Raw genomic sequence first — 20,719 nt, 5'->3', positions numbered from 1 at the left:
ACAAAAATAAATAACGATTTCAAACAGCTAAGGCGATCTATAGTGTTTTCCTAGTAACGGCGCCATTTTAGTGATTAAAATAGCCTCATGTATAACGAATTTAAATGAGGTTTAAATGCAATATAATTGCATTTAAAATTGAAATGGATATTGAACAAGCCAGAACCTTTCTCGAAATTATTCATGCTGGCACCTTTGCCCGTGCAGCAGAACGCCTTCATGTTACTCAAACCACAGTGACCGCCCGTGTACAAGCACTAGAATCAGCGTTAAATTGTCGATTATTTGTGCGAAATAGAGCCGGCGCTAAGCTGACCAAAAGTGGTGAAGCCTTTGTGTCCCCGGCGAAAAATATGCTGGAAGCTTGGGATCAGGCAAAGCAGCTTTGCGACATTTCAGATTATCAGGCTCAGCAGACTTTGAGTATTGGTGGCGAAATTAGCCTGTGGAACCCGATTCTCATCGACTGGCTACTGGCGATGAGTGACGACATGCCTCATTTAGTCATCAACAGCCAAGTGACGACAACCGACAGTTTGTATCAATCCCTCCAGAAACAAGAAGTAGATGCCATTATTGTTCATAGTCCACGCTATTTACCCGGTTTAATCGTCGAACAGATCATTGAGGAAAAGCTCATTCACGTCGTCTCCAAACAGCAAAAAACGCCAGATTTATTCATTGAATGGGGAGAAGAATTCACCCTGCAGTTTGATCGTTGTGTCCCTTTTAACCGCCGAGCAGCGATGCAATTTTCCCTTGGACCTATGGCGCTCAAATACATGTTAGCAAAAGGTGGAAACGGTTATTTCCGCACACGAGTGGTTGATCGATATTTGCAAGAAGGACGGTTGCACAAGGTAAAAGGCGCGGCAGAATTTACTTATCCCATTTACCTTGTATCTCTCAAAAACAATACGTTGCCTGACGGCTTCGAACAGGCAAAAAAGATACTGCTAGACAGTATGAAAAACGTCTCAAGTTGGGCGATTTAACGCATTGCTATTGAGACTACAATTCACATCGTGGTGATCCAAGCCAAATATCGACGACCAAGACCATTCGCCGGGGTTAAGAACAAAGCCATAACTGAGCGTTAAACCAGATTCAATTTTGATGTCGCCAAGTCCGGCATCGTTTTGATCGGTAATAACATAATGTTCGCTGACGACTTCATCTCCTCTCACCAATTTTTCTGCGACCTTATCGGAGTAAATAAGCAGTCGAATGGGCTCTGCTGACTGAATCCCAATGCTGTCACCACTGAAATCACCCGCAGCGAACCGAATCGGTGAAGAAACACAAATTGTTTGCTCTTCTTGCCGATTGTCTTTTTTGGCAATCAACACGCCTTTTCCTGCGATACCTCGCAGCTGTAATAAAGTCCCAACTTTCGGCGACTCTATGTAAACCACGGCTTTTACGTCATCTGAAAATGCTAAGTTACTTTCATTCGTGGTTTTTGCTTCACTGCTGCAAGCAGAAACCGACAAAAGTAGCAAAATTGAGCATAACATGGTGGATAAGTGGGGTAAGTTATTAACATCTTTCATGTTTGGCTCCTGTTTATAGCATCGCGTTATTTTGTGGATAATGTCCAAAATCGCTGTCAGGTTCACTTGGTAAGGCCAATAACATCAGCAAAACAAGCATGCCTATCGCGGGCACCAAAACCACCAGCAACCACCAAGCAGAACGGTTCGTGTCATGTAATCTACGTACAGTCAAAGACAGCATGGGTAAAAAAACTAACAAGCTATAAAGCGCCTCTATTTTCCATGTCGATTGAAAGACTATTTCCAACACAACAAACACAACCGAGATCAAACAGTTCACCAAGAAGAACATCCAAAATGCTTTTAGCGATGCTCGTCCAGAAAATTGCGCATAACGCTTCCACGCATCAAAATACCAGTCCATACTTTTCTCCTTTGATTAACCCAAAGAGTTATTGAAGGCTTAAAAGTACGTTGCGAAAGAAAGATTCGCGTCCTAAATCAGGTTTAAGGACGTGCTTGATAAGGATCTAGGACATAATAAAGATCTGAGTGATAAAAGATGGAGCCAAAATGATCGCTATTCCCTTACCTTTTGTGGTTGCCTTGCTGTTAGCTATCTTGGCTGGCGTCTTGTTTTTTCGTCGCGAAGAAACCACACCATCAGCGTTTGTTTTTATTGCTTTGTGTGCGCTAACAACGACCGTCGTTGGTTTGCGTTGGAGTTTTGATTATTCACTATTTCGTCTGATCCAACCTATCCTGGCCTCTTGTATTCCCGTTACCGCTTGGTACTGTTTTTCAAGCGCTCATAAGCGCCATAAGTTTAAAGTTTGGCATTTTTTACCGCCTATTTTTGTTACCTTGGCATCTTTTACTTATCCGTTCTGGCGACCACCTTTGGACCCAATGTTAACGCTGCTATATATGGGCTATGGCATTGCATTGATTCGCGCCTCATTTAAAACATCAAACCTACCTGAACAAGTGCGTTTATCCGACATAGATAACGCCTTAAAAGCCGAACGAATCGCCGGCGCTATTCTCTTAATGTCTGCCATGATTGATGGTGCTTTAGCCGTCGATTTTTCTTTTTTTGCTGGCGAGCATGCACTGATTATTCTCGCTATTGGCCATGCGATATTACTGCCAATGCTGTCAGTTGCCGTCATTATGATGAGCTTAAGCATGGCCCCCAATATCCATGACTCGACAAGCAAGGATAAACAAACAGCCCTTATAGAAGAACCAAAAGACAAGCCTCAGCACCCGTTAACCGACGATGAGGTGAAAGACATAGTGCATAAAATAGACGTGCTGCTTAGCACCAAAGAAGTATTTCTCGACCCAGATCTAACGCTCGATAGACTCGCCAGAAAAGCCTGTATTCCAGCGCGTCAGATCTCCGCTGCCATTAACCAAGTTTACGGCCGCAATATTTCACAAGTCGTTAATGAATACCGTATTGAACGCGCCAAAACACTGCTGCTCTCAACCGACAAAGCCATCACCCAAATTTATATGGATTCAGGCTTTCAGACGAAGTCTAACTTCCATCGAGAGTTTTCACGCGTAACACAACAGACACCGAGCGCCTTTCGTCGTGCGAATATGAAAGGTTAGTATTAGTACCGCTTCTAGTTATCATTTTTTTGCTTTTGATATTTTGGCTTTTGGGGATTGGTTCCGGTATTCCACCAAGCAGGTTTACTGTCTGGTTCTTTTTTCAAAACGTCTTTCATAATTGAAACAAGGTCGTATGAAATTAACCCATCGATATGCTCATGCAAGGTAGGATCAATATTATTGCGGAGCGCATCTAAAACAAAATCGATACCATTTATTCTTGCTAATTTTGCAGCAGGAACAAAATCGCTGTCTCCCGCAATTAGTACAATTTTATCTATCAATTTTTGCTGTGCAAGGGTGGATACATCGACACCGAGCTTAATGTCTACACCTTTTTGACGCACACTGTAATAGAAATCAGCGTTGGTTAACTCGTCAAACTGTCGTTTATGCTGAAGTAAATCATTTAAAGCTGAGTCCGTAAGTTTCCATTGTTTATCGTGTTTGATCGTCCCTAATCGCAATGCAAACTTTCTTTGTTTTTTCAGCTCATCCAATATTTCTTGCCTATGTATTGAATTTGTTTCTTTAGAAAAATCGATGACTCTACGGTTTGTTTCACCTTTTTCAATTAAGGGATAATGAGCTTTAATATCCAACGGTGGCGAGTCGTAATAAAAGACTCTATAAAGATGCTGATAGCTTCCATGCGAGCTATTATTTAGGTGCCTTCGGATAGCCAAACTTAAGATTTGTACGGTTTCATTTGCCGTTAAATCTGGATGTGTTGTGTAATATTTGCGTTTAAAAAATTGTAATCGTTTTAGAAAAAATGATCCGTCGACAAGAAAAGCTACTTTTATATCCATATAACTAAGCTTCCTAAACTAAAGATAAAAAAAACCCACGGGGTAGGCTTAACTATTAAAAAGTGAGTTAAGCTTGGCCGTGGGCGGTATCAAAAATATTTTAGCTCATTAAGGTGCATTGTCAAGCCAGTACCCATGATACGATTTTAAGGCTGATGCAAAAACGCAAGAATATCCAGATACATCACCTGATGAAGCTCATCCCGAGATCGTTCATTACCGTCTTTGCAAACAATACAATCGCCCGGCTCTTCCTCTTCTATCATCTCAATGGCACCGGGCTTGCAAAGCTGCATAAAGCTAAAATGCGCGGCGTCAGAGTAGACAATGTATTGACGCTTATTTTCGGGAATATACTGCGCGAGAAAACCGGACTCTTCTGCTTGAGGTAAATCACCAATATCGACATCGGCTGCGAGGATTAAGGTCGGTGTGGTTAAAGCCCGTAAACTCTGGCGGGAAAAGCTACGCGCCAAACCTAAATCCAGTGAAACCACTCGCTTAATTCGCTCATCTTGTAAACTGTCATTCGGTTCACCGATTTGTGGTTGATCCAAACCAAGCTCAGCCATCAAACCACACACACGAGGGCTCGCTTTCAGGCTGCATTCTTGCTTTAACTGATCACGATCAAATTGCGCGCCCGCTAGCAACATCACCGTCCAGCCACCCAATGAGTGACCGATTGCGGTAACGTTATTAGCATCGATATTTGGCAATAGATAAGACTCGTTTAACAACCAATCCAACAAACGGGATAAATCGCCCGCGCGCTGCCACCACTGAGCCGCTGCTTGCGAGGAATGATCAAACGACGTGGTTCCAGGGTGATCAAGCGACGCCACGACATAACCATCTTGCGCCAATTTTGTTGCTAGCCAATTTTGATTACGCCAGTTGCCACGATAACCATGAGAAATCACTACCAGAGGAAATTGCCCAGGCATTGGCGTTCCAACTCGTACCACATCGGTTCCCAAAAACGCCGCGTTTTCCGCAATTTTTTCAGTGGGAAAGGTCGTCTGTGATGGATACCAAACACTGGCTTTTAACGGTCTATCGCTATCGGTATACAACTGAACCTGATCAAAACCCACCGAATACGCAGAAGCATTCGCCGCCCAACTGATGACCAATAAAACAAAACACGCAAATCGTTTCATGGAGATATTTCCTTTCAAAGTGCTTTTAAAAGAAGTCACAATGAAAGGAAAATGCGAGTAAAGCGTCCTAAAACAGGATGGAGGACGTTATATCAAGACAATCAAATAGTCACACTCAGAAAATAAAATCGTTTTCGGCGTTATTGTTACTTATCTGTCATATTAGCTCTGTACTCTCATTTCATTCACGGTACTCAACCTCGCTTTTTTATAAGGCCTACGGAGACGACAAAATGAAGATGAAAGGACAGTTAGACAGCGCTCAACCATTGAAGAAGCATAAAGCCAAATCAAAGAAAAATGAGCAAAAAAAGAAGAAGCAGGACAAACTAGAAACCAAGAAACATTCTAAAGAAAAAAAAGATTCTCAGCCTGAAGTGATCGTATCTACTGAAGTTGTGAAAGTGTCTACCACAGATCCCCAAACGCCGAAGAAAAGCAAAACCCAAAAAGCGATAGAAAGCACTATTGATGACTCTATTAAAAACCTTGCTGAAAGCCCTATTGCTATTGAGGCTGACGCGCCAGAATCATCAAGCAGCACTCGTCAGCGTGCGTCTAAAAGCTTAGAGCCGATGACAAAAGAAGAACAATTAATTGCGATTAATCAGATCATCAAAAGTTTATTGTTGGATGAAATGACACAAGGCGCCGCACTGCGAGAATTACGCGTTGGCGTTCTGGGTATTAGACAAGATGCTTATACCAAGCTGTGTGGCGTCTCTCGTAAGACCTTGTCAGAAATCGAAAACGACAAAGGTAATTACACCGCAGAAATCATTAATAAGGTGTTCAAACCTTTCGAGATTAAAGTGGGATTAGTGCCGACTTCCAGTCAACTATTGGCAGCTATTCTAACTAATTAGCGAATAATCGAACCCGGAAGCCTGCGTGTTGTGTTGAATTATCTATTACACAGACAATGCAAAGGTTTCCATCTTCTTCGCAAGATCAAAGTCTTTATTGGAAATGCCAGATACATCGTGTGATGTCAGTTGAATGCTAACTTTATTGTAAACATTAAACCATTCAGGATGATGATCTTGCTTTTCAGCGTAGATCGCACACATGGTCATAAAACCAAAAGCGTGTTGAAAGTCTTTAAATTTAAAGGTTTTACTGAGCTTTTCGTCTTCGATCGCCCAGTCTTGTGACGCTTCTGTGTTTAACTGGTTAAGGGCTTGCTCTATCTCATGCTGTTCGAGCTTTCGATGTGTCATGCTGTTTCACCTCTATTTAAATCAGAAAATGTAGCGTATCAATCACCAGTGTAGTCGGTTAAGACTATGATTAAAACGCAACAAAAAATCCCTTCTGCAAATTCATGCAAAAGGGATTCTTGAGACTAACGATTTAATGGAAAACCATTACTTGATAGTGAAGTTCACATCAATGTTGCCACGTGTTGCGTTTGAATATGGGCAAACCTTGTGAGCGGCTTCTACTAATTTTTCTACTACGTCTTTTTCTACGCCAGGAACATTCACTTCTAAATCTGCGCAGATAGTAAAACCTTCACCTTTGGTGTTAGCGCCGATACCAATAGTTGCTGTGACGTTAACGTCATTAGGCACTTTTACTTTCTGTTGAGATGCAACCAACTTCAATGCGCCGATGAAACAAGCAGAATAACCTGCTGCGAAAAGCTGCTCTGGGTTAGTACCTTCACCGCCAGCGCCGCCCAATTCTTTTGGCGTGCTTAGAGCAAGATCCAATTTGTTGTCAGATGTAATAGAACGACCATCACGGCCACCAGTTGATGTTGCTGTTGCGCTATAAATTGCTTGCATAATATTGCTCCTAAAATGTCATTGTTGCATTATGTTATCTGAATAATGATTATCGCGATAACTATATAATTAAATAAAAGCTCAGTTACCTGAGCTGATGGATTTATGTTATTGCAATAACTATTACTGCGCAAGCATTATTTTACAAGTTTTTGTCTAAGGGCAACTAGCTGCTCACGTAAAGCAACGACTTCATCCATATCGATTCCGCAGGCCTCAGCAACACAACGGTTCACTTCTAAACCTTGTTCGCGCAGCTTTTTACCTTTTTCAGTCAAGGCAATACTTAAACTACGATCATCATCCACGCCACGTAAACGCTGCACTAAACCATCAACTTCCATGCGTTTTATTACAGGTGTTAGCGCGCCAGATTTTTGCCCAAGCGCATCACTGATGTGTTTCAAACTCACCCCATCTTGCTCCCATAAAATCAACATCACCGTATATTGCGGATACGTCAGGCCGATAGCAGAAAGCGGCTCTTTATAGAACTGCGTCATCGCAAGAGAAGTCGAGTACAAGGCAAAACACAACTGATTGTCGAGTAATAATGGGTTGTCGGGGAATAGCGAATTGTCAGAAGTCATAAGTTCTCATTGATAGTTGCGCGAATAGTTATAGCGATAATAATTAGAAATTCTACACTGTTTTACAGGTAACCGTATATCGCTAGATAAAAAGCCTTCGCTCAAGATGAACAAAGTTTAATGTTGCGGCCATCTTGTCGTTAATAACAGCCAGCTATAGTGTCGCCATATTCATTCAAACAACCACACTATATAGGTTAATAATCATGACTCTTAAAGCAAAGCTCAGCATTATCTTCACTACCTTTTTTTCGATAAGTACACTTGTCGCCTTATGCTCAAGCGCTCTATTGATGAGCAGTACAGTGCACGCAAAAGACAGCGATGATTATCAAGAAGACCAACTTATGCTACAGGCACTAAAATCTAGCAAAGTTTCTTTGGATAGCCTCCTAGAAAAGTTCCAAGCTGATTTCCCTTCTACAGTGATGGAAATCGAACTGGATGACGAAGACAACATTCTGGTGTACGAAATCAAAGGGATCGACCTAAAAGAAGGAGTAAGATACAAAGCAAAATATGCACTGTACAGCGGTGAAGAAATAGATAGACACTCTAAATCTCTACGTTTCATGGGCTTTAATAAATTAGATGACAATGATCAAACCGCACTGGAATCACTACAGCAAGGCGTTTCCATTAAAAATGCAATAGCGCTTTCTAATCCGCAGGAAGGTTCTTATATTGAATCAATCGAGCTAGAACACAAACGTGGATTAACATTCTATGAAATCGAATTGCTAGGGCCATCTGGTTCGACAAAAATATTAATGGACGCCAAATCAGGTGAAGTAATTCCTTCTCTGCGACGCTAAATGCGTCGCTTTTTTGAAAATGAGCCATCCCTCTATTCCAGCATTGAACAAACTTGCTTAACATAAGAACAGCCGCCGCAATAGAAAAAACGCCAGGCTCACAATGATAGGAACAAACCGTGCGAATTTTGGTAGTTGAAGACGATCTCGTAACACAAGGCTTTATCAAAAAGGGTCTGACAGAACAAGGCTATCAAGTAGACGTCGCCAGCGATGGGCAAGATGCTCTATTCCAAGCATTAGAAGGGGATTATCAGCTGATCATTCTGGATCGCATGCTTCCAAAATTAGATGGTTTAACCGTTCTCAATACTTTGCGCAGCGCCCAAAAAACCTTACCCGTTTTAATACTCAGCGCATTAGATTCTGTTGATGAGCGAGTCAAAGGGCTACGCGAAGGCGGAGACGATTACCTTGTCAAACCCTTCGCCTTTGCCGAACTTCTAGCTCGCGTTGAAATACTCATCAGAAGACAACCCATGGCAGCGGTGCAACAAAGTACCTTGTTACAAGTGTCAGACCTGAAAATGGATCTACTTACCAGACAAGTTTGGCGGGCTGGAAAAGAAATCAGCCTGCAACCAAAAGAGTTCCAAATCTTACGTTATTTGATGGAACACCCTAAACAAGTCGTTACCCGCACCTTATTGTTTGAGGCAGTATGGGATTATGACTTCGACCCACAGACCAATGTCATTGATGTGCACGTGGCACGCTTACGAAAAAAGGTAGAAACCGATGACCTTCCCCCGATCCTTGAAACAATACGCGGCGTTGGTTACCGATTGGTTGAAAAAGCGACGGGCTAGCTTTGCTTGGCGCTTTACTCTGCTTTACACGACCCTATTAATCACCTTAATGGCGGTGGCTTTTTTTGTGCTTTATCAACTCAGCGTGGGCGAGATAAGCCGCAGCTATCAACAGCAAATTCAGCTTATTACGCAGCAACAACGCCTCTTCAACCAACAAATGAACGAAGATGAATACCTGCTTCAATTTACGAATCAAGCCAAGCAAATTAATAATCTGGTGCTTGCCTATGAAAATGCGCATGCAACATACGGAAACCTTACCCGCTTACCAACCAGCCTCGCAACTTGCCCTGCGCAAACGACCTTTTTTGTCGACAGTGCAAACGATCTGCGCTTTTACATAGGCTGTATTACAACACTCACCCATGGACGCTTATTGGTTGCCTTTGATGATGAAAACTTATATTTCTTGCAAACTCAATTTCTTCGGGCCGGCATATTGGCTTTGCTACTAACCCTCGGGTTAGGTCTACTATCTGGACGCTACTTATCGACACAACTCCTCAGCCGCATCAAAAACATCAATGACACCGCCAAGGTCATACAATCCGGTGACCTAGGTGCACGGGTCACCGTTAGCCATCGCAAAGATGAATTCGATCTACTTGCCAGCTACATAAACAGAATGCTCAATCAACTGGAAGATTCTTTCCATGCTGTCTCAGGCGTCACTGATGCCATCGCCCACGATCTTCGTACGCCACTTGGCAGACTGCGCCTGCGCCTCGAAAGCCACCTAAACACCTTAGATGAAGCCCCTATTAACGAATCCCAGTTACAAGAAATGCTTGAAGAGCTGGATCATATTCTAACGACGTTTAGTGCCATGCTAGAGCTGAGTCGACTAGAACATAAGCAAACCGACTCTCACTTTGACACTGTGAATATTAATCAAATCGCAGAAGATGTTATCGACCTAATACAACCGTTGACTCAAGATAAGCAGCAAACTCTGTCATTTATTGCCACTGCTCAGCCCCACATTAAGGGTGATAAAACGCTTATTTTCCGCGCCATGTTTAATACCTTAGAAAATGCCTGCAAATACACAGGTTCTGGTGGCGCTATTGAACTAATTACCAACACCTCAGGTTTCATTGTCAAAGATAATGGTCCAGGCATACCAGATGAATTTAAAGACAAAGCCTTGCAACGTTTATTTCGCCTAGAATCAAGCCGCACAAGCCCTGGATATGGGCTAGGCTTCCCATTAATCAAAGCCATCGCACACTTTCATCAAGGGAAGCTAGAACTTCAAGACAATCATCCAGGATTACAAGTTCATGTCACACTGAACATGTCACATCCGATAGAAAATAAAAAGGATACTGTCCATTCAAAGCCATGAAAAGCTGAAGAAAGAACAGAAGCTCAACGAGTCGCATCTTTTCACTGCACATTAAAGTGGTATAGATTCTGTCAGCTTTAGGGTTAAATGCCGATCAAGCTATTCAAATATTGGGAAGTAATAATGAATCGTTCCAACAATACAATCGGCAGCATCGAACTAATCCTAGCGATGATACTGTCTGGCACTATCGGCTATTTTGTTATCAGTTCAGATCAAGCGTTTTGGAATGTGGTGTTTTTCCGCTGCGTCATCGGCGCGGTTGTTCTAGGAGGCTATGCTTATTATGCGGGTCTAATTCGTCGCGAATATTTTCAGCGCAGCGTGTTGCTGATGATTATTTTAGGAGGAATAACTTTAGTAGGAAACTGGATATTTCTATTTGCTTCGTTCAATTACATTCCCTTCTCTATCGCCACCGTGGCCTATCACATGCAGCCGTTATTTTTAGTACTAACAGGCGCGTTAATTACCAAAGAGAAGCTGTCAGGCAGTTTGTTATTATGGCTAGCCTTGGCGTTCGTCGGTTTATTTTTGATCGTGGAATTAGACCTAAACGAGATAAGCGCACTCTTCTCAGGTGAAGCAAGCAGCGACGGTTCTTCTGCATTATTTGGCTTATTACTCGCCTTGGGCGCAGCGTTACTTTATACCGTGACCACGCTTGTCACTAAAAAAGTCAGCCAAGTGCCCTCCACGTTTGTGGCCTTGGTACAGGTGATCGTTGGTATCTTTATGCTTTTGCCCTTTGCCGATTTTGGCAATTTACCGACGCAAACCAGTCAGTGGATCGATTTATTGATTCTCGGTGCCGTGCTAACGGGATTTATGTACATCATTATGTATGACAGCTTTCAAAAACTACCCACCAGCTTGATTGCTCTACTGTCGTTTATCTATCCGATCACCGCCTTGTTTGTCGACCATTTGGCTTTTGCGACCCACATCAGCCTAACGCAAATATTGGGTGTGATATTGATATTACTCGCCGTCAGCGCAGTGAAATTTAATTGGGCCCTTTCTAAAAAAAGAGCCTAAAAACAAAAGGGAAGACCATGAGACAGATAAAAGAAGTATTCGCAGATCAATCCGATGTCATTGCACAACTCATTCGTGAAGCCAACCGCCCTGTTGCTAAACAGTTTGCGATCAATCAAGACAATGGTCCAAAGCATCCCTCTTTTTGTCAAACAAGCTGGGTAGAAAACGATTTTGAGCGCGGCGAACGCTACTTTCTCTTAACGGAAAACCAAGCGCCTATTGCGTGTGTGGCTTACGAAGTACCCGCCCATTCAACCAGTGTTCGCAAAGCCTATTTAAATCGCCTTTCCGTGTTACCAGATCAACAAAGCAAAGGTATCGGCTCTTTACTGGTCGCCCATATCATTGAACAAGCCAAAGCGGACCAGCTAAGTTTTATCAGCATTGGTGTGATAGGTGAGCACACTCGATTACAAGATTGGTATGAAAAACTTGGCTTCGTTAAAGGCGATACCAAACACTTTGATCATCTGCCTTTTTCCGTCACTTACATGATGTATGATCTTAATAACCAACCCAAGATAGAGAAGACTTGAGCATGTCGAAAATCACCTTAAGCGGCCATATTGAAGTACCAAAAGAAGACCTAAATGCGGTGTTAACAGAGCTGCCAAACCATATCGCCCTGACTCATCAAGAAGCGGGCTGCATCACTTTTACCGTGACCCAAGATTTAGACAACCCACAACGCTTTTATGTGTACGAAGAATTCACCGACAAAGCGGCGTTTGAAAGGCACCAAGCCAGAGTAAAAACCTCTCATTGGGGTGAAGTGACAAAAAATGTTGAGCGCTTTTATACGGTTACAGAGTCTTAGCTCTTAGGCCGGTCTTTTTGTGTCTTTTACCACCCGCTCAATCACTTCTTCAATCCATGAAACAGTTAACCATTCGGGAGCGGAAGCGGAGCGTGAAAACGCAATTTGTACTGCGGGCAAGGCTGGCAATAGGTCGCTTTCGATAATATCCAACGAGTCATTCATACTGATGCTAGCAATGGCGGAGATGGCTTTTTCGGCCATGAGTAGACGCTCAATCAGAGTAAGGTTTGCGGTCACACAATAGAGTTGATAATCCGTGCCTTTTTTCTGCAATCCATCAACGGCACTGGAGTGAAACTTACAGCTAGACTCATATAACGCCAATGACAAGGGATTAAGAGATGTCCAGTCAAAGCCTTTTTTCGCCACCCAAACGCCTTTGTCATGAAACAAGGTTAACCCCTCATCACTGTCTGGAGTGCGCGTGACCAAGGCTAAATCCACTTCGCCTTTGTCCATCCACTCTCGCAGTTCCGCAGAGGTTCCAGTACGAATTCGAAAGCGAATATTCGGCAGCATGCTTTCCATAACAGACATAATGACGACCAATAAATTCGCCACGTAATCATTAGGGCAGCCTAAATTAAGCAAAACACCCTGTTGTGGGCCTTTGATGGATTGCAGGGCGCTTTCTTGCAGTTGCAAGATTCGCCTTGCGTAATGAACCAGCTGTTGGCCGTCTTCGGTAAGTACTTGATCTCGACCTTGCTTACAAAACAAGTCTGTGCCGACTTGCTCTTCCAGCCGCTTCATTTGCATGCTGATGGCTGAGGGAGTACGAAAGGTTTGCATAGCGGCGCGTTGAAAACTGCCATGATCAACAATCGCCACAAGGGTTTTTAATAGTTCCGTATCCAATGCTATTTTCTCTTTTAGGGATTCATCAAAATGCGTTAAGCCAGCCGTCAATTTAATTCGCTTTTTTCCGTGAGCTGTTTGTCAGATGATCAAAGCATCAACTAAGAAGGAGACACTCATGATTCTGCACGATTTCTTGCCCTCAGGAAACGGTTATAAAATCCGTTTGTTATGCGCTTGTTTAGGTTTAAAAGTGACGTTGAAACAATATGACATCACCAAGGGCGAAACGCACACCGAGTCTTTCTTGGCGATGAACCCAAATGGTAAAATTCCGGTGTTGGAATTAGATGGTGGACAATGCTTGAGCGAAAGTAATGCTGTGCTTCTCTATCTTGCAGAACAACACAAATCTGCCTTGTTACCAACCGATGCCATCCTTAGAGCCAAGGTCTATAAATGGTTATTTTGGGAGCAATACAGCCACGAGCCAAACATTGCTTCACCGCGTTTTTGGCTGACTCATAACGCCATGACAGAGTTGAAAAAGCAAATGCTGCCCGATCGTATTGAGCAAGGTCGCGCCGCGTTAAAACTCATGGATGAGGCATTAGCGAAACAGGCCTTTTTGGCGGGAAACACCATGACACTAGCGGATATTTGTCTCTTCCCCTATACCCATGTGGCCGAAGAAGGCGGTTCTTATCAGTTGTCTGAATATCCAAATATCCAACGCTGGATTAAAGACATCGAAGCTTTGGATTGGTTTATCCCCATTACTCAAGCTTGATAAGTAATTAAAAAGCGACTCAATCAATGAGTCGCTTCTGTTACTGATCAAACACAGAAAGCCTCGTCGACACGGACGTTGGTCAATACTGAGTTGGCAATAAAGCACGCCTCATGGGACTGATGATGGAGTGCTTTGATTTCCTCTGAGCTAGGCCTATCTCCAACAAATGTCACCGTTGGACGCAATATTACTTCGGTCATCATTTGTTTACCGTTCGCCCCCAGAGCTAAGGTGCCAATGGCGTTATCTGTGTATTGATCGACAATTAACTTTTTGCGTGAAGCAAAGTCCAAGAAAAACAACATATGACAACTGGATAGCGAAGCGACAAAGGCTTCTTCCGGATCAACATTTTCCGCCACAGACATGGGTAAAGGGACAATATGAGGCGAAGACGAGGCTGGCACGACTACGCCGCCTTCGAACTGCCATTCATGGCCGCGGCTGTATTTTTTGTCTGAAAAAACCTGCGAACCACGCTTCCACTCAACCGTTGCAAAATACTCCGACATTTTTCATTTCCCCTTTTGGTTATTTTACTGGCTCAAATCACACAGCAATTATTTGCCACTACATTGTTCTTTGCAAAAAATTACAATTTGTTTAAGGAACAACCTTATCGCTGCTTGCACACTTCAAATGCAAGTGCCATTTTTAATATAAGGCTATTGTTTGATTGGTGTAGTCTCATCGAAAAAGACAGCTGTATAGCAAGGAAAGTTAACCATTTTTTTGGTTTCAACAGCGTTTAAAATATAGGGATAAATTCATGAAGATGCTACAAACGATACGAGGCCGCTATACATTAATATTTGGCGGGTTGGCGTTGGTTTTTTTATTGGTCATTATCTCAACCGAAACGTTAGTCAATTACTTGCAAAATAGTATGGGCAAATACGCTTCTGGCACCTCACTAATTCAGAATGCCGATAGAGATTTGTATCAATCACGTCTCGCGTTAGCAACATTAGTATTTGAGCACAACTCCAAAAATGCTAAAGAATTAGAGGAGTCGACCTTATTAAATGCCAAGCAGGCGTTGGACCGTATGCAGGAGTTTCGAGGGCTGACCGCCGATATAAATGAAATATCTGGTCTACTAGCAAACTTCGATACCCTTTACAAAAGCTGGTCTTCACATAACGCCGATATCATCAGATTAGTAAAAGACAATCCTGACGCCGCGATGATCCTTTTTATTGGTGAAAACCAAACAGATTTCATTGAGTTACGCGCGTTATACGATCATTCAGAAGAACTGATCAGTAAATATTCTGAACTTGAAAATCAAACCATCAACGAATTTACTGACGTGTTTAAACTTATCGTCGGCATATTCGCGATTTTCGTCTTATGCTTAAGTGTGATACTCGCGTGGTTTGCACCTAGGAACATCTCTAAAGCCATCAAACAAGTCACCTTTGGTGTTCGACAAATTAGCTCTGGCGATGGAGATTTAACTCGCCGTATCAATAGCGTCAAACCAGATGAAACAGGCGAATTGAGTCGAGAATTAGATAGCTTTGTCGCTCGTCTAGGCAGCTTGATTGGGCAGGTTCGTAACGGTTGTGAACATATTCGCCAAGAGATGTTTAACTTAGGTAAATCAGCCTCTGAATCTGCCGACCTTAGTGAACGCCAAAACCAGTCATTGGACTTTGTGGTCACCGCCGTTGAAGAAATGGGTGGAGCAACACGAGAAGTCGCGCAAAATGCTGCTGACACGGTGGCAGAAGTCGAAGCCTTAAATCGCTCTGCTGATGATGGCGTAACACAATTGGACGATGCTATATCTCAATTAGACAATCTTGCAGCACAAATCCAAAGTGCGGCTGGCGTCATCAATCAGCTATCTGAACGATCCGATAAAATTGCTTCCGTATTGGATGTCATCCTTGGTATTTCCGAGCAAACCAATTTACTCGCCTTAAACGCAGCAATAGAAGCCGCCAGAGCGGGCGAACAAGGTCGAGGCTTTGCGGTGGTTGCTGACGAAGTACGTGAGTTGGCCAGCAAAACCCAAGCCTCTACCGAAGACATTCAGAAGATGATCAATGACTTACAGTCTGGGGTGAGCAATGCGGTAAGCTCGATTACTCAAAGCGTCGATATGGCAGGCACCAGCGTCTCTCTTTCGCGTAAAACCATGGAATCCATTGCCGTTGTGAAAACATCCGCTGGACGAATCTATGACTTTACCGCGCAAACCGCCAGCGCCACCGAAGAGCAAAGCAAAGTCACTGACGAGATAAACGAAAATCTATCGAATCTAGCTAGTATGTCGAAAGACGTTATGGAAATCTCCAAACGCATTAGCCATTCGGTCAATCAGACCTTAAGTAATTCCGATGAACTAGCAGGACAGGTAAAACGCTTTACTGTTTGATAACACTCGCCTTTATAAGCTAAACAACCCTCGAAACCACCACTTTTCGACGGTTGTTTAGCTTTTCACACTATCTAAAAGGAGTCGTGAAGTACAAATTTTCAATAAAATTGGTGTCCGTTAAGCTATTTAAAAAAGCAATGAGCTGACGCTGTTCATCGTCTGTTAACGCAAAAGGACGCACTTTATCATCAAGCAAAGGAGATGCTTTACCCTGCTGTGCAGCGCGTCCACCAGCCGCATAATGCTCTATAACCTCTTCAAGTGTCGCAATAGAACCATCATGCATATAAGGCGCAGTTTGAGCGATATTGCGCAGAGTTGGTGTTCTAAATCGTCCTTTGTCTGCCTCTTTCCTTGTATGTTCATACAATCCTTGGTTGCCTTCCGGATAAGCACCTTTACCATCCAAGTTATAAAGCCCTGTGTTATGGAAAGCTGGCGCTTGCGTCGCATCGGAAAAATGCACACCAGCATGACAGCTAGAACAACCCAGTTTCGCGCTAAAAAATAACGCCTCACCCAACTTAGCATCCTCACTGATGGCACTGTCACTATGATTGTATTTGTAATCGTCATAGGGAGACTGATAACTGATTAAAGTACGCTCAAAAGAAGCCAGTGCTTTGGTAATCGAGTCAAAGCTAACGGGATAGTCTTGGTCAGGAAAGGATTTATGAAATAAGTCTGGATAAATAGGGTCTCGCTGTAGAAACAAAATCACCTTGTCTTCTTGCCCTTTGGTATCCATTTCAATGGGATGAACCCCAAAAATAGGCACCTTTGCTTGGTCTTCTAAACGCACCTCGTTAGGATTCGCCCAAGTCAGTGTTTTCATATAAGCCACATTCACAATCGCCATAGCATTACGGCTATGGAACTGCCCTGTAACACCAACTGAAAGGGGCCGCTGCTCTGAAAATGAGTGCTCTGGCATGTGACAAGTAGAACAAGACATGTAGCCTGGACCAGACAAATTAGCGTCATAAAAAAGGCGTTGGCCTAACTCAACTTTCTCCCTATTCATTGGATTATCCGCAGGAACCGGTGGAGGCGTCATCCAACTAGGTAAATCCCATTGGTAATTTTCCGCGAGTACAAAACAGGGATACAATAAAAAGCACAATAGATAAACACGATATGTCATCTTTATCGTCTCCTTATTTAACCTCTTAATAAATAAAACGCCTTCATATAAGTAATTAAAAAGTTTAGCCATGAAACACTTAAGAGCCAAGCCTTTAATAAAAATCTAGACAATATTCAATTCCCACATGTGAAGATGAAAATTCACCAGCCAACAGGCCTTGTTGAGCCAATCGTCCTTCCGTATAGTCAGGTTTTTTAAAGGGCAGATTGTGTCCATGTCTTATTTTGTTATATTATAACAATTAAATATTACGGACCTCTATTCGCCTTGATCAACCAAATCATTAATACTCCAATCAATAACAGCCAACAAGACGATGCTTCCTACTCGTTTTTTGCCGATTGTCAGCCTGCGGGCATGCAGCTGAAGGACGTAGCTTGGTCGCCCTATCGAGATCAGGCTCTGCTTAAGCCGATATCTGTCACCATTCATCCTGGTGAGTTTCTTGCGATTGTCGGACCAAACGGTTCAGGAAAAACCAGTCTATTACGCTGTCTTTATCGCACTAATAAACCAACCAACGGCACTGTCTTGCTCGATGGCAAAGATCTATGGTCGTTGTCCCCACGCCAATGCGCCCAACGCATCGCGACAGTATTACAAGACACCGGCGGTGAATTTGGCCTGAGCGTTTTTGAAATGGTAGAAATCGGCCTGACGCCAAAATCTCTTGTTTGGGGTCGCTCCGAAGAAGACACGCACATTATTGAAAGCACATTGGCATTACTTGATGTGGCGCATTTGGCCGAGCGATCTTTTGATTCTTTGTCCGGCGGCGAACGCCAACGGGTGATGATAGCCCGAGCTTTGGCGCAACGTCCTGACGTATTGATTCTGGATGAGCCGACCAATCACCTCGACATCCGCCACCAGCTCGATGTTTTGGCTTTATTGTCAAAATTGCCTTGTACGCTAATCGTGTCTTTGCACGACTTGGCGCTTGCTTCAGCGTATGCCGACCGAGTGTTAGTCATGCAGGAAGGCGAAATGCAGGCCTGTGCACCACCTAGCCATGTATTTACCAAACAGCGCATAAAACAAGTATTCGATGTGGACACCATCATTGATGAGCATCCAATCACACAAAGACCCAGATTTTCTTTTTTTATTAATGATTAACGGAATGATTAACAGGACAGCCTCATGACAGCGAACAGCAAGACAATGATCAAGCGTACTTCATTACTTATCAGCGGCGCATTATTTGGCATTTTACACACAGGTTTAGCCAACGCTTCTGGCTATCCTGTGACGGTACAAAGCTGCGACCGTCAGGTTACTTTTGAAAAAGCTCCCAGAGCCGCAGTATCAAACGATGTGAACTTAACCGAGATGATGTTGGCCCTTGGCCTTCAAGATCACATGGTGGGATTTACTGGTGTTTCAGGCTGGAAAACCCTTGATCCAACGCTGCGCAATGGTATCGGCGAGTTAAAAGAACTATCACCAAAGTATCCGAGCAAAGAAGTGCTTTTAGGTGCCGATGCGGACTTTTATTTTGCTGGCTGGAACTACGGCATGCGCGTTGGTGGTGGCGTTACGCCAGACACCTTGGCACCGCTTGGCATCAAGGTTTACGAACTAACCGAAAGCTGTATTCACATCATGGACAAACCGAAAGTCTCCATGGATGACCTTTATGTGGATTTACTGAACCTAGGCCGTATTTTTGGCAAAGAAGAGCAAGCCCAACGCTTGGTAAAAGGCTATCAAGAAGATCTCGCTAATTTCCAAGCTAATCTCACTCCTCTAAAAACAGCACCGAAAGTCTTCGTTTACGATTCAGGTGAAGAGCAACCCTTCACTTCTGGACGCTTCGGCATGCCAACAGCGTTGATTGAAGCTGCTGGCGGCAAAAACATCGTCGATGACGTGCAAAAAAGCTGGACTCAAATTGGCTGGGAAGCTGTTATTGATCGAGCGCCAGAGCTAATTGTCATCGTTAACTATGGCGACGTTACCGCAGAGCAAAAGATTAATTTTTTACGCAGTAATCCCGCTTTCGAAAATATTCCAGCGGTGAAAAACAATCATTTTGTCGTTTTAGAATACGTCGAGGCCACACCAGGCCCTCGCAATATTAATGCGATTAAACGCTTAGCCGAGGCTTTTAGAACAGCGTTATGAAACCAACCAATAAAAAGCTCACCATTATGGGACGTGTTCCCTTGCCCGCTTTGTTAATCATGCTGAGCGTCTTACTGCTGTTATTAATGGGCGTGGCGATTGGTGTGGGTTCTGTGTCGATAAGCCAATCCACCGTGTGGAGCGTGATCGGCCATAAACTGTCGATTACAAATACACTGCCTAACTGGTCGATGGGACGCGAAAACATCATCTGGGCGGTGCGTTTACCAAGAACGTTGCTCGCTGCCATGGTCGGGGCAGCCTTGGCGATTGTGGGCGCGGCGTTGCAATCCGTGACTCGTAACCCTTTGGCTGATCCACATTTACTCGGTGTGTCCTCTGGTGCGGCATTAGGGGCGATTATCGCCTTGCTCCACACTGGCATGATTCTAGGTGTGGTGACCGTGCCCGTGTTTGCCTTTATCGGCGCTTTGTTAGCCATGTTTCTAGTCTTGGCGGTAGCGAACTTTTCCTCGGCACACAGTGCAGGACGTTTAATTCTAGCGGGCGTAGCGGTAGCCTTTGTGCTGACAGCCTTAGGGAATCTATTCATATTTATGGGCGATCATCGCTCATCTCATACGGTGATATTCTGGATGCTCGGCGGCTTGGGGCTTGCTCAGTGGGGACAACTTTGGTTTCCGCTGGTGACTCTCTTACTAGGTTCCAGCTATCTGATCTACAAGGCTCGTTATCTTAATGCCATGACTCTTGGCGATGAAAGCGCCAGTACCTTGGGCGTTCCTGTAGAACGGTTCCGCCTGATTGTGATTGTTGTCTGCGCGCTACTGACTGGCGCTGCCGTCGCCTTTTCCGGTGTCATCGGCTTTGTCGGACTGATGGTGCCACATATTGTGCGTTTGTTAGTGGGTGGCGATTACCGCAAAGTCTTGCCTTTATCGGCGCTGTTCGGCGCCTTATTTCTCGTCGCAGCAGACATAGCTTCAAGAATCATCATGCCACCCGAAGACATGCCAATAGGTATCCTCACCGGCCTTGTCGGCGGCATCGCTTTTGTATTCCTGATGCGACAAAAACGTAACGTCTCGTTGTAAGCTGCTTTTTGTAGATGGCGATGTCCATTTAGCGACGATAGTTGTCAATTACAGCTCAGACAGACAAAAAACTTCTCTTTAGCATAAGGATTCAACT

General features: G+C 43.7%; 24 protein-coding genes. 14 read left to right on the top strand and 10 right to left on the bottom strand.

Annotation, left to right across the window (positions count from 1 at the left end; translation table 11 throughout):
- Positions 1-143: 143 nt before the first annotated feature.
- A complete protein-coding gene (locus CYL31_RS02450) occupies positions 144-995 on the top strand; it encodes a LysR family transcriptional regulator (protein WP_212917408.1) in 852 nt (283 codons plus the stop codon).
- On the opposite strand, the gene CYL31_RS02445 is transcribed toward CYL31_RS02450, so the two are convergent.
- Positions 978-1,553: a hypothetical protein gene (locus CYL31_RS02445; protein WP_212917407.1), complete on the bottom strand. Its 576-nt coding sequence runs from the start codon at positions 1,551-1,553 to the stop codon at positions 978-980. The two genes, CYL31_RS02450 and CYL31_RS02445, sit on opposite strands and share 18 nt — an antisense overlap.
- Positions 1,554-1,566: 13 nt before the next feature.
- The gene (locus CYL31_RS02440; RefSeq protein WP_114413103.1) at positions 1,567-1,920 is read right to left on the bottom strand and encodes a DUF805 domain-containing protein; all 354 of its coding nucleotides are present in this window, start codon (positions 1,918-1,920) and stop codon (positions 1,567-1,569) included.
- Positions 1,921-2,069: 149 nt separating this feature from the next.
- Between CYL31_RS02440 and CYL31_RS02435 the strand changes: the two genes are divergently transcribed.
- On the top strand, positions 2,070-3,119 hold the full coding sequence (locus CYL31_RS02435) for a helix-turn-helix domain-containing protein (RefSeq protein ID WP_212917406.1): 1,050 nt from the start codon (positions 2,070-2,072) through the stop codon (positions 3,117-3,119).
- Between the two features lie 14 nt (positions 3,120-3,133).
- Here the strand turns inward: CYL31_RS02435 and CYL31_RS02430 are convergent, their stop codons facing one another.
- Complete coding sequence (locus CYL31_RS02430) at positions 3,134-3,934, bottom strand: NYN domain-containing protein (RefSeq protein WP_212917405.1); 801 nt, start codon at positions 3,932-3,934, stop codon at positions 3,134-3,136.
- Positions 3,935-4,080: 146 nt separating this feature from the next.
- Positions 4,081-5,097 carry an alpha/beta hydrolase family protein gene (locus tag CYL31_RS02425; RefSeq protein ID WP_212917404.1) on the bottom strand — a complete coding sequence of 339 codons (1,017 nt, stop codon included), beginning with the start codon at positions 5,095-5,097 and terminating at the stop codon, positions 4,081-4,083.
- A gap of 233 nt (positions 5,098-5,330) precedes the next feature.
- Here CYL31_RS02425 and CYL31_RS02420 point away from each other — a divergent pair, with 233 nt between their 5' ends.
- Positions 5,331-5,963, top strand: coding sequence for a helix-turn-helix transcriptional regulator (locus CYL31_RS02420; protein WP_084122209.1), 633 nt, complete (start codon positions 5,331-5,333; stop codon positions 5,961-5,963).
- Between the two features lie 45 nt (positions 5,964-6,008).
- Here CYL31_RS02420 and CYL31_RS02415 read toward each other — a convergent pair whose 3' ends face one another.
- The 3 genes from CYL31_RS02415 to CYL31_RS02405 form a co-directional block, all read right to left on the bottom strand.
- Positions 6,009-6,317, bottom strand: a complete 309-nt coding sequence (locus tag CYL31_RS02415) for a 4a-hydroxytetrahydrobiopterin dehydratase (RefSeq protein WP_072838757.1) — start codon at positions 6,315-6,317, stop codon at positions 6,009-6,011.
- A 147-nt stretch (positions 6,318-6,464) separates the two neighbouring features.
- Complete coding sequence (locus CYL31_RS02410; RefSeq protein WP_072838756.1) at positions 6,465-6,887, bottom strand: organic hydroperoxide resistance protein; 423 nt, start codon at positions 6,885-6,887, stop codon at positions 6,465-6,467.
- Positions 6,888-7,024: 137 nt separating this feature from the next.
- Positions 7,025-7,477, bottom strand: a complete 453-nt coding sequence (locus CYL31_RS02405; RefSeq protein ID WP_212917403.1) for a MarR family winged helix-turn-helix transcriptional regulator — start codon at positions 7,475-7,477, stop codon at positions 7,025-7,027.
- A 293-nt stretch (positions 7,478-7,770) separates the two neighbouring features.
- On the opposite strand from CYL31_RS02405, the gene CYL31_RS02400 reads away from it, so the two are divergent.
- From CYL31_RS02400 to CYL31_RS02375, 6 genes are all read left to right on the top strand, one after another.
- On the top strand, positions 7,771-8,292 hold the full coding sequence (locus CYL31_RS02400) for a PepSY domain-containing protein (protein ID WP_212917402.1): 522 nt from the start codon (positions 7,771-7,773) through the stop codon (positions 8,290-8,292).
- 119 nt (positions 8,293-8,411) lie between these two features.
- A complete protein-coding gene (locus CYL31_RS02395; protein WP_212917401.1) occupies positions 8,412-9,101 on the top strand; it encodes a response regulator transcription factor in 690 nt (229 codons plus the stop codon).
- Positions 9,031-10,452, top strand: coding sequence for a sensor histidine kinase (locus CYL31_RS02390; RefSeq protein WP_212917400.1), 1,422 nt, complete (start codon positions 9,031-9,033; stop codon positions 10,450-10,452). Before CYL31_RS02395 ends, CYL31_RS02390 begins: the two co-directional genes overlap by 71 nt.
- 123 nt (positions 10,453-10,575) lie before the next feature.
- Positions 10,576-11,490 carry a DMT family transporter gene (locus CYL31_RS02385; RefSeq protein WP_212917399.1) on the top strand — a complete coding sequence of 305 codons (915 nt, stop codon included), beginning with the start codon at positions 10,576-10,578 and terminating at the stop codon, positions 11,488-11,490.
- A gap of 17 nt (positions 11,491-11,507) precedes the next feature.
- On the top strand, positions 11,508-12,029 hold the full coding sequence (locus tag CYL31_RS02380; protein ID WP_212917398.1) for a GNAT family N-acetyltransferase: 522 nt from the start codon (positions 11,508-11,510) through the stop codon (positions 12,027-12,029).
- A 2-nt stretch (positions 12,030-12,031) separates the two neighbouring features.
- On the top strand, positions 12,032-12,310 hold the full coding sequence (locus CYL31_RS02375; RefSeq protein WP_212917397.1) for a putative quinol monooxygenase: 279 nt from the start codon (positions 12,032-12,034) through the stop codon (positions 12,308-12,310).
- A 3-nt stretch (positions 12,311-12,313) separates the two neighbouring features.
- Here CYL31_RS02375 and CYL31_RS02370 read toward each other — a convergent pair whose 3' ends face one another.
- Entirely contained in the window at positions 12,314-13,222 is a 909-nt protein-coding gene (locus CYL31_RS02370) for a LysR family transcriptional regulator (protein WP_212917396.1), read from the bottom strand.
- Positions 13,223-13,289: 67 nt separating this feature from the next.
- Here CYL31_RS02370 and CYL31_RS02365 point away from each other — a divergent pair, with 67 nt between their 5' ends.
- The gene (locus CYL31_RS02365; protein ID WP_212917395.1) at positions 13,290-13,901 is read left to right on the top strand and encodes a glutathione S-transferase family protein; all 612 of its coding nucleotides are present in this window, start codon (positions 13,290-13,292) and stop codon (positions 13,899-13,901) included.
- A gap of 47 nt (positions 13,902-13,948) precedes the next feature.
- On the opposite strand, the gene CYL31_RS02360 is transcribed toward CYL31_RS02365, so the two are convergent.
- Positions 13,949-14,416: an OsmC family protein gene (locus CYL31_RS02360; RefSeq protein WP_212917394.1), complete on the bottom strand. Its 468-nt coding sequence runs from the start codon at positions 14,414-14,416 to the stop codon at positions 13,949-13,951.
- A gap of 257 nt (positions 14,417-14,673) precedes the next feature.
- Here CYL31_RS02360 and CYL31_RS02355 point away from each other — a divergent pair, with 257 nt between their 5' ends.
- Positions 14,674-16,290, top strand: a complete 1,617-nt coding sequence (locus CYL31_RS02355) for a methyl-accepting chemotaxis protein (RefSeq protein ID WP_212917393.1) — start codon at positions 14,674-14,676, stop codon at positions 16,288-16,290.
- A gap of 70 nt (positions 16,291-16,360) precedes the next feature.
- Here the strand turns inward: CYL31_RS02355 and CYL31_RS02350 are convergent, their stop codons facing one another.
- On the bottom strand, positions 16,361-17,437 hold the full coding sequence (locus tag CYL31_RS02350) for an MbnH family di-heme enzyme (RefSeq protein WP_212917392.1): 1,077 nt from the start codon (positions 17,435-17,437) through the stop codon (positions 16,361-16,363).
- Positions 17,438-17,707: 270 nt separating this feature from the next.
- On the opposite strand from CYL31_RS02350, the gene CYL31_RS02345 reads away from it, so the two are divergent.
- The 3 genes from CYL31_RS02345 to CYL31_RS02335 are packed head-to-tail and all read left to right on the top strand — an operon-like array spanning position 17,708 to position 20,622.
- Positions 17,708-18,559 (top strand): ABC transporter ATP-binding protein, encoded by an 852-nt coding sequence (locus tag CYL31_RS02345; RefSeq protein ID WP_212917391.1) that lies wholly within the window; start codon positions 17,708-17,710, stop codon positions 18,557-18,559.
- A 24-nt stretch (positions 18,560-18,583) separates the two neighbouring features.
- Complete coding sequence (locus CYL31_RS02340; protein ID WP_212917390.1) at positions 18,584-19,567, top strand: ABC transporter substrate-binding protein; 984 nt, start codon at positions 18,584-18,586, stop codon at positions 19,565-19,567.
- Entirely contained in the window at positions 19,564-20,622 is a 1,059-nt protein-coding gene (locus tag CYL31_RS02335; RefSeq protein WP_212917389.1) for a FecCD family ABC transporter permease, read from the top strand. Before CYL31_RS02340 ends, CYL31_RS02335 begins: the two co-directional genes overlap by 4 nt.
- Positions 20,623-20,719: the final 97 nt, after the last annotated feature.

This window comes from Marinomonas sp. A3A (assembly GCF_018336955.1).
Classification (GTDB): Bacteria; Pseudomonadota; Gammaproteobacteria; order Pseudomonadales; family Marinomonadaceae; genus Marinomonas; species Marinomonas lutimaris.
The sequence above is the reverse complement of the archived record's forward strand: the minus strand, read 5'-3'. Positions and strand labels throughout refer to the sequence as shown.

Excerpts from the sequence above, each read along its gene's own strand:
- CYL31_RS02450 (WP_212917408.1), top strand. The coding sequence starts at position 144 with ATGGATATTGAACAAGCCAGAACCTTTCTCGAAATTATTCATGCTGGC.
- CYL31_RS02445 (WP_212917407.1), bottom strand. The coding sequence starts at position 1,553 with ATGAAAGATGTTAATAACTTACCCCACTTATCCACCATGTTATGCTCA.
- CYL31_RS02440 (WP_114413103.1), bottom strand. The coding sequence starts at position 1,920 with ATGGACTGGTATTTTGATGCGTGGAAGCGTTATGCGCAATTTTCTGGA.
- CYL31_RS02435 (WP_212917406.1), top strand. The coding sequence starts at position 2,070 with ATGATCGCTATTCCCTTACCTTTTGTGGTTGCCTTGCTGTTAGCTATC.
- CYL31_RS02430 (WP_212917405.1), bottom strand. The coding sequence starts at position 3,934 with ATGGATATAAAAGTAGCTTTTCTTGTCGACGGATCATTTTTTCTAAAA.
- CYL31_RS02425 (WP_212917404.1), bottom strand. The coding sequence starts at position 5,097 with ATGAAACGATTTGCGTGTTTTGTTTTATTGGTCATCAGTTGGGCGGCG.
- CYL31_RS02420 (WP_084122209.1), top strand. The coding sequence starts at position 5,331 with ATGAAGATGAAAGGACAGTTAGACAGCGCTCAACCATTGAAGAAGCAT.
- CYL31_RS02415 (WP_072838757.1), bottom strand. The coding sequence starts at position 6,317 with ATGACACATCGAAAGCTCGAACAGCATGAGATAGAGCAAGCCCTTAAC.
- CYL31_RS02410 (WP_072838756.1), bottom strand. The coding sequence starts at position 6,887 with ATGCAAGCAATTTATAGCGCAACAGCAACATCAACTGGTGGCCGTGAT.
- CYL31_RS02405 (WP_212917403.1), bottom strand. The coding sequence starts at position 7,477 with ATGACTTCTGACAATTCGCTATTCCCCGACAACCCATTATTACTCGAC.
- CYL31_RS02400 (WP_212917402.1), top strand. The coding sequence starts at position 7,771 with ATGAGCAGTACAGTGCACGCAAAAGACAGCGATGATTATCAAGAAGAC.
- CYL31_RS02390 (WP_212917400.1), top strand. The coding sequence starts at position 9,031 with ATGACCTTCCCCCGATCCTTGAAACAATACGCGGCGTTGGTTACCGAT.
- CYL31_RS02385 (WP_212917399.1), top strand. The coding sequence starts at position 10,576 with ATGAATCGTTCCAACAATACAATCGGCAGCATCGAACTAATCCTAGCG.
- CYL31_RS02380 (WP_212917398.1), top strand. The coding sequence starts at position 11,508 with ATGAGACAGATAAAAGAAGTATTCGCAGATCAATCCGATGTCATTGCA.
- CYL31_RS02375 (WP_212917397.1), top strand. The coding sequence starts at position 12,032 with ATGTCGAAAATCACCTTAAGCGGCCATATTGAAGTACCAAAAGAAGAC.
- CYL31_RS02365 (WP_212917395.1), top strand. The coding sequence starts at position 13,290 with ATGATTCTGCACGATTTCTTGCCCTCAGGAAACGGTTATAAAATCCGT.
- CYL31_RS02360 (WP_212917394.1), bottom strand. The coding sequence starts at position 14,416 with ATGTCGGAGTATTTTGCAACGGTTGAGTGGAAGCGTGGTTCGCAGGTT.
- CYL31_RS02355 (WP_212917393.1), top strand. The coding sequence starts at position 14,674 with ATGAAGATGCTACAAACGATACGAGGCCGCTATACATTAATATTTGGC.
- CYL31_RS02350 (WP_212917392.1), bottom strand. The coding sequence starts at position 17,437 with ATGACATATCGTGTTTATCTATTGTGCTTTTTATTGTATCCCTGTTTT.
- CYL31_RS02340 (WP_212917390.1), top strand. The coding sequence starts at position 18,584 with ATGACAGCGAACAGCAAGACAATGATCAAGCGTACTTCATTACTTATC.
- CYL31_RS02335 (WP_212917389.1), top strand. The coding sequence starts at position 19,564 with ATGAAACCAACCAATAAAAAGCTCACCATTATGGGACGTGTTCCCTTG.